At 75.4% G+C, this 4,993-nt stretch carries 2 protein-coding genes and 2 pseudogenes; all 4 read left to right on the plus strand.

All coding sequences use genetic code 11. The annotated features are described in order from the left end of the window. Positions 1-222 (plus strand): annotated as a pseudogene (locus AB0H82_RS36220) (NAD(P)H dehydrogenase); the annotation flags it as partial. An 821-nt stretch (positions 223-1,043) separates the two neighbouring features. Further along, positions 1,044-2,633, plus strand: a complete 1,590-nt coding sequence (locus tag AB0H82_RS36225; protein ID WP_362999800.1) for a class I adenylate-forming enzyme family protein — start codon at positions 1,044-1,046, stop codon at positions 2,631-2,633. A 569-nt stretch (positions 2,634-3,202) separates the two neighbouring features. Next, positions 3,203-4,429 carry a methionine adenosyltransferase gene (metK, locus tag AB0H82_RS36230; protein WP_362999801.1) on the plus strand — a complete coding sequence of 409 codons (1,227 nt, stop codon included), beginning with the start codon at positions 3,203-3,205 and terminating at the stop codon, positions 4,427-4,429. 262 nt (positions 4,430-4,691) lie between these two features. Continuing rightward, positions 4,692-4,993: pseudogene (locus AB0H82_RS36235) on the plus strand (hypothetical protein); the annotation flags it as partial.

The raw sequence follows: 4,993 nt of genomic DNA on the forward strand, positions 1-4,993 counted from the left end.
ACCATCCTGGCCCTGTCCAACACCTTCTACCACTGGGGCGGCATCATCGTGCCCCCCGGCTACACCGACCCCATCCAGTTCCAGTCCGGCAACCCGTACGGCACCTCCCACGTCGCCGGCGACGGCGCACCCGGCGACATCGCCCTGCAGGCCGCCCGCCACCAGGCCCGCCGCGTCGTCGACACCGCCGCCGCCCTCAAAGCCGGCCGCGCCACCCTCTGAGGCTTTCGCCCCAGCGGACCCCGCCCCGCCGTGCCGCGCCGCATCGCGGGCCCGTCCGCCCGCCCTCCGGTGCGGACCCTCGCTCTGCCCGCCCGTCGCTCTGCTTGCCTGTCTGTCCGTCGGTGTGCGGTCTGTTGCCGGCGCTCCGGCACAGCCCCGGCACTCGGCCGTCCCGGGCAGTCGGCCGGGTGCCGGCGCTGCCGGGCGGGCCCGCGCGGCCTCGGTCAAAACCGCGCGGGCCCGCCCGGACGGCGGGCGGGGCCGGGGGCACGGCCGGTGGCAGAAACCGGTCCGAGGGGGCGCCCCCGGGGGCGCCGTGACGCGGCCCCAGGACGGCGGCCCGCCACCGCGGGACGGGCCGGTATGGCCCTTCCGCGGCGGCGGCCGTCCCGTCCGCCTCACCGGGTCCGACGAGACAGCCCCGCACATTGTGAGGCCACCTGCCCCACCCACCCCGAGCCGTCCTGCTGCCCTTGAGTCTTCGCTGCCCTTGGCCCCGTGCCGCCCCGCACCCCTTGACCCGGCACCGCAACCACCGCCCTTGGCCCCGCGCCACCGCCCCGCCGCTCTTGAACCCGTGCCGCCCCACTGCCCTTGACCCGGCACCGCGCCGCCGCCCCTTGGCCCCGCGCTGCCCCGCCGCCCTTGATGCGTGCCGCCCCACTGCCCTTGGTCCGGCGCCGTCCCGCCGCTCCTTGTTCCTGCCCCGCCCCGCCACCCCTTGGTCCCGTCCCGCCCGTCCCGCCGCTCTTGTTCCCGTGCCGTCCGGCCGGGCCGGCCCGGTCCGCCCGCCCCTGTGAACCGCAAAGGAGACAGCCCCGATGAAGGGCTCCACGCTCTACACCTCGATCCAAAAACGCGGTCTGCACCTGGGCCTGCTGCCCCAGATGGCCGCCGCCGCCAACGGGTCGACGCCGATCACCCTCGACCACGACCTGGACGTCCTGCCCCACACCGGGCGCCGCCTGACGGTCGCCCAGTTCGCCGACGCCGTGGACGACCTGGCGGCCCGCCTGGCCGCGGCCGGGGTACGCGCCGACGAACGCATCGTCATCCACAAGAGCGCCAACGCCGACATCTGGATGCTGGGCGCCGCCGCCTCGCGCATCGGCGCCGTCCCGGTGATGCTCTCGCCCGCCCTGGACGCCGCGACCATCGCCGCCCTCATGGCCCGCCTGCAGCAGCCCACCCTGCTCACCGACACCGCGAAACTCGACGCCGGCCTGGCCAAGGAGGACCTGGACCACCTCACCCGCCGCGTCCTGATCGTGGCCGGCGAGCGGGAGGGCACCCAGTCCCTGGCCGGCCTGGCCCACGCGCCGCGCGTCACCCCCGTGGTGCGGCCCATCGACGAGGCCGCGGTCATCACCCACACCTCCGGCACCACCGGACTGCCCAAACTCGTCGTGCACACCCCCCGCACCCAGGGCATCCGCCTGGTGCCCCAGTGGCGCCTGCTCGCCCTGATGCGCAAGAAAGACACCGTCGCGATCCACATCCCCTTCGTGCACTCGCGGATGGTCGCGGCCATGTCCCTGGCCCTGCTGAAACAGCTGCCGATCCTGCTCCTGAACGACTCCGACCCCGACAGCGTCGCCGACCACTTCCTGGCCCACCGGCCCGGCTTCGTCGAGGCCCTGCCCAACTCCCTGATGGACTGGGAAGACCTCGCCGGCGACCCGCGCCGGCCCTTCGCCTCGGTGAAGGTCTTCAGCAGCACCTTCGACGCCATCCACCCGCGCACCATGAGCCGGCTGCTGAACTCCTCCGACCGGCCCGGCGCCCTGTTCTTCCAGATCTACGGCCAGAGCGAGGTCGGCCCGGCCGTGGGCCGCGCCTACTTCCGCACCTCCGCCCACAAGGCCAACGGACGCTGCGTGGGCTGGGCGATGCCCTACGGCGCCGCCAGGGTCCGCGTGGTCAGCCGCGACGGGCAGACCCCCTCGGAGCACAACCCCGGCTTCATCGAGGTCGCCTGGCCCGGCCTGGCCAAGACCTACTTCGCCGAACAGGAACGCTACGACGCCAACCGCAACGGCGCCTGGTGGCGCACCGGCGACGTCGGCTACCGCACCAAACTGGGCTGCCTGCACATGCTCGACCGGGAAGTCGACATGATCGAAGGCGTCCGCAGCTCCCTGGAGGTCGAGGACGTGGTCCTTGGCCGCCTGCCCGAACTGAGCGAACTGGTCGTGGTGCCCGGCCCCCACGACCGGCCCACCCCGGTCATCTGCACCACCGACGACACCCCCCTGGACCCCGCCCGCTGGCGCGCCGCCGTCACCGACTTCCCCCAGCTCGCCGACCCCGTCCACCTCCCCCAGGCCCAACTGCCGCGCACCGCCACCCTCAAGGTGCAGCGCATCGCCCTGTCCCACCAGCTCCAACAACACCTGACCGACACCGCCTGAACCCGCCCCGGCCCGGCCCCCCGCCCGGCCCCGGGCCACGTCCCCGGCAGCCGGCCCCCAGCCACCCACCCCACCCCGCCACGGCACGGCGGGGGCGGGGGCGGGGGAGCGGGGGTGGGGGCGGTGGCGCTCACCCGCCGCCCGTACGCCGGGCGAACCCCCGCCCGCCCAGCGGCAGTCGGCACGGCTGCGCGGCCGTACCACCGGACTCCGGCACGCGCGGCACGGACATCCGCCGCACGGCATGCCGCCGGCGCCGGGAGCCGTGCCGGCCCCCGCACCGCGAGCCGGCAGCCGGCCCGGGGGCCGGGGCACCCGCTCCCGCCCGCGTGCGGTCCGGGCGAACGCCCCTGCCTCCCGGGGGGGAGGGGAGGCGGAGAGCGTACGGCCGGGACGCCAAGGCCGCGGGCCCGCCGGCGCACCGGCAGCCCGCACCGGCATTAGCACCGGGCCGGGACCGGAAGGCGCGCCGCTGCTGCGCCCCCCCAGCCACCAAGCCGCCCAGCCGTCAAGCCGTCAAGCCGTCAACTCACCTATTTCCTTTGTTCCTTCGCTCGCCCTGGAGAGTCATGTCCCGTCGCCTGTTCACCTCGGAATCCGTGACCGAGGGTCACCCCGACAAGATCGCCGACCAGATCAGTGACACCGTCCTGGACGCCCTGCTCGCCCAGGACCCCGCCTCCCGCGTCGCGGTCGAAACCCTCATCACCACCGGCCAGGTGCACATCGCGGGCGAGGTCACCACCGCCGCCTACGCCGACATCGCCACCCTGGTCCGCAACAAGATCCTGGAGATCGGCTACGACTCCTCGGCCAAGGGCTTCGACGGCGCCTCCTGCGGCGTATCGGTGTCCATCGGCGCGCAGTCCCCCGACATCGCCCAGGGCGTCGACACCGCCTACGAGAAGCGGGTCGAGGGCGCCGCGGCAGGGGAGGAGGCAGACGAGCTGGACAAGCAGGGCGCCGGCGACCAGGGCCTGATGTTCGGTTACGCCACCGATGAGACCCCCACCCTGATGCCGCTGCCCATCGAGCTGGCCCACCGCCTCTCCCACCGCCTGAGCGCGGTCCGCAAGGACGGCACCGTCCCCTACCTGCGCCCCGACGGCAAGACGCAGGTCACCATCGAGTACCAGGGCAGCCGGCCCGTGCGCCTGGACACCATCGTGGTCTCCTCCCAGCACGCCGCCGACATCGACCTGGACGACCAGCTCACCCCCGACCTGCGCACCCACGTCGTCGAGCACGTCCTGGCCCAGCTCGCCCAGGACGGCATCAAGCTGGACACCGAGGACTACCGCCTGTTCGTCAACCCCACCGGCCGCTTCGAGATCGGCGGCCCGATGGGCGACGCCGGCCTGACCGGCCGCAAGATCATCGTCGACACCTACGGCGGCATGGCCCGCCACGGCGGCGGCGCCTTCTCCGGCAAGGACCCCTCCAAGGTCGACCGCTCCGCCGCCTACGCGATGCGCTGGGTCGCCAAGAACGTCGTCGCCGCGGGCCTGGCCACCCGCTGCGAGGTCCAGGTCGCCTACGCCATCGGCAAGGCCGAACCGGTCGGCCTGTTCATCGAGACCTTCGGCACCGCCACCGTCCCCCAGGCCGACATCGAACGGGCCGTCACCCAGGTCTTCGACCTGCGCCCGGCCGCGATCATCCGCGACCTGGACCTGCTGCGCCCCATCTACGCGCAGACCGCCGCCTACGGCCACTTCGGCCGCGAACTGCCCGACCTCACCTGGGAGCGCACCGACCGCGCCGAGGACCTGCGCAAGGCAGCCGAAACAGGCTGAGCCCGCCGCCCCGCGCGCGCCGGCCTGCCCCGGGCACCGCACCCACCGGCGCGGTGCCCGGCCCCGCGCACCGGCCCGGCCCGTCCCGGGCGCCGTGCCCGGGGTGGTGGCCCGGCCCCCGGGCACGGGTCCACGCCCCGGGCACCGTAGCCGCGCTGTGGTCGCCCGGCCCCGGGCACCGGCCCGCCCTGGGCGCCGCACCAGCGGTGTGGTGCCGGATCCGGGCGCGGGCCCGTGCCCGGGGCGTCGTCACCGTGCTGTGGTGCCGGATCCAGAGGCGGGTCCAGTGTGGGTGTCGCGCCGCGATGCGGTGCCCGGCACCGGGCGCGGGCACCGCACCGTCATACCCGGCGGTGCGGGTGTCCGCGCCTGCGCGCCGTACCCGGCAAGGCGGTGCCTGGCCCTGCGCGCCGTACCCGGCAAGGCAGATGCCCGCCCCGCCCCCGGCGGTGCGGCGCCCGCCCTGCGTGCGGCGCCCGCCCTGCGTGCGGCGCCCGCCCCGGGCACCGCCCCGGCCGGGGCGGTGCCCGGGGCCCTCGGGGCGGCCCCCCCGGGGCCCCACAG

Source organism: Streptomyces sp. NPDC050732, from assembly GCF_040654255.1.
In the GTDB taxonomy this organism is placed as follows: Bacteria; Actinomycetota; Actinomycetes; order Streptomycetales; family Streptomycetaceae; genus Streptomyces.

What these genes read in the sequence shown, in the direction of transcription:
- AB0H82_RS36225 (WP_362999800.1), top strand. Translation starts at nt 1,044, where the DNA reads ATGAAGGGCTCCACGCTCTACACCTCGATCCAAAAACGCGGTCTGCAC.
- metK (WP_362999801.1), top strand. Translation starts at nt 3,203, where the DNA reads ATGTCCCGTCGCCTGTTCACCTCGGAATCCGTGACCGAGGGTCACCCC.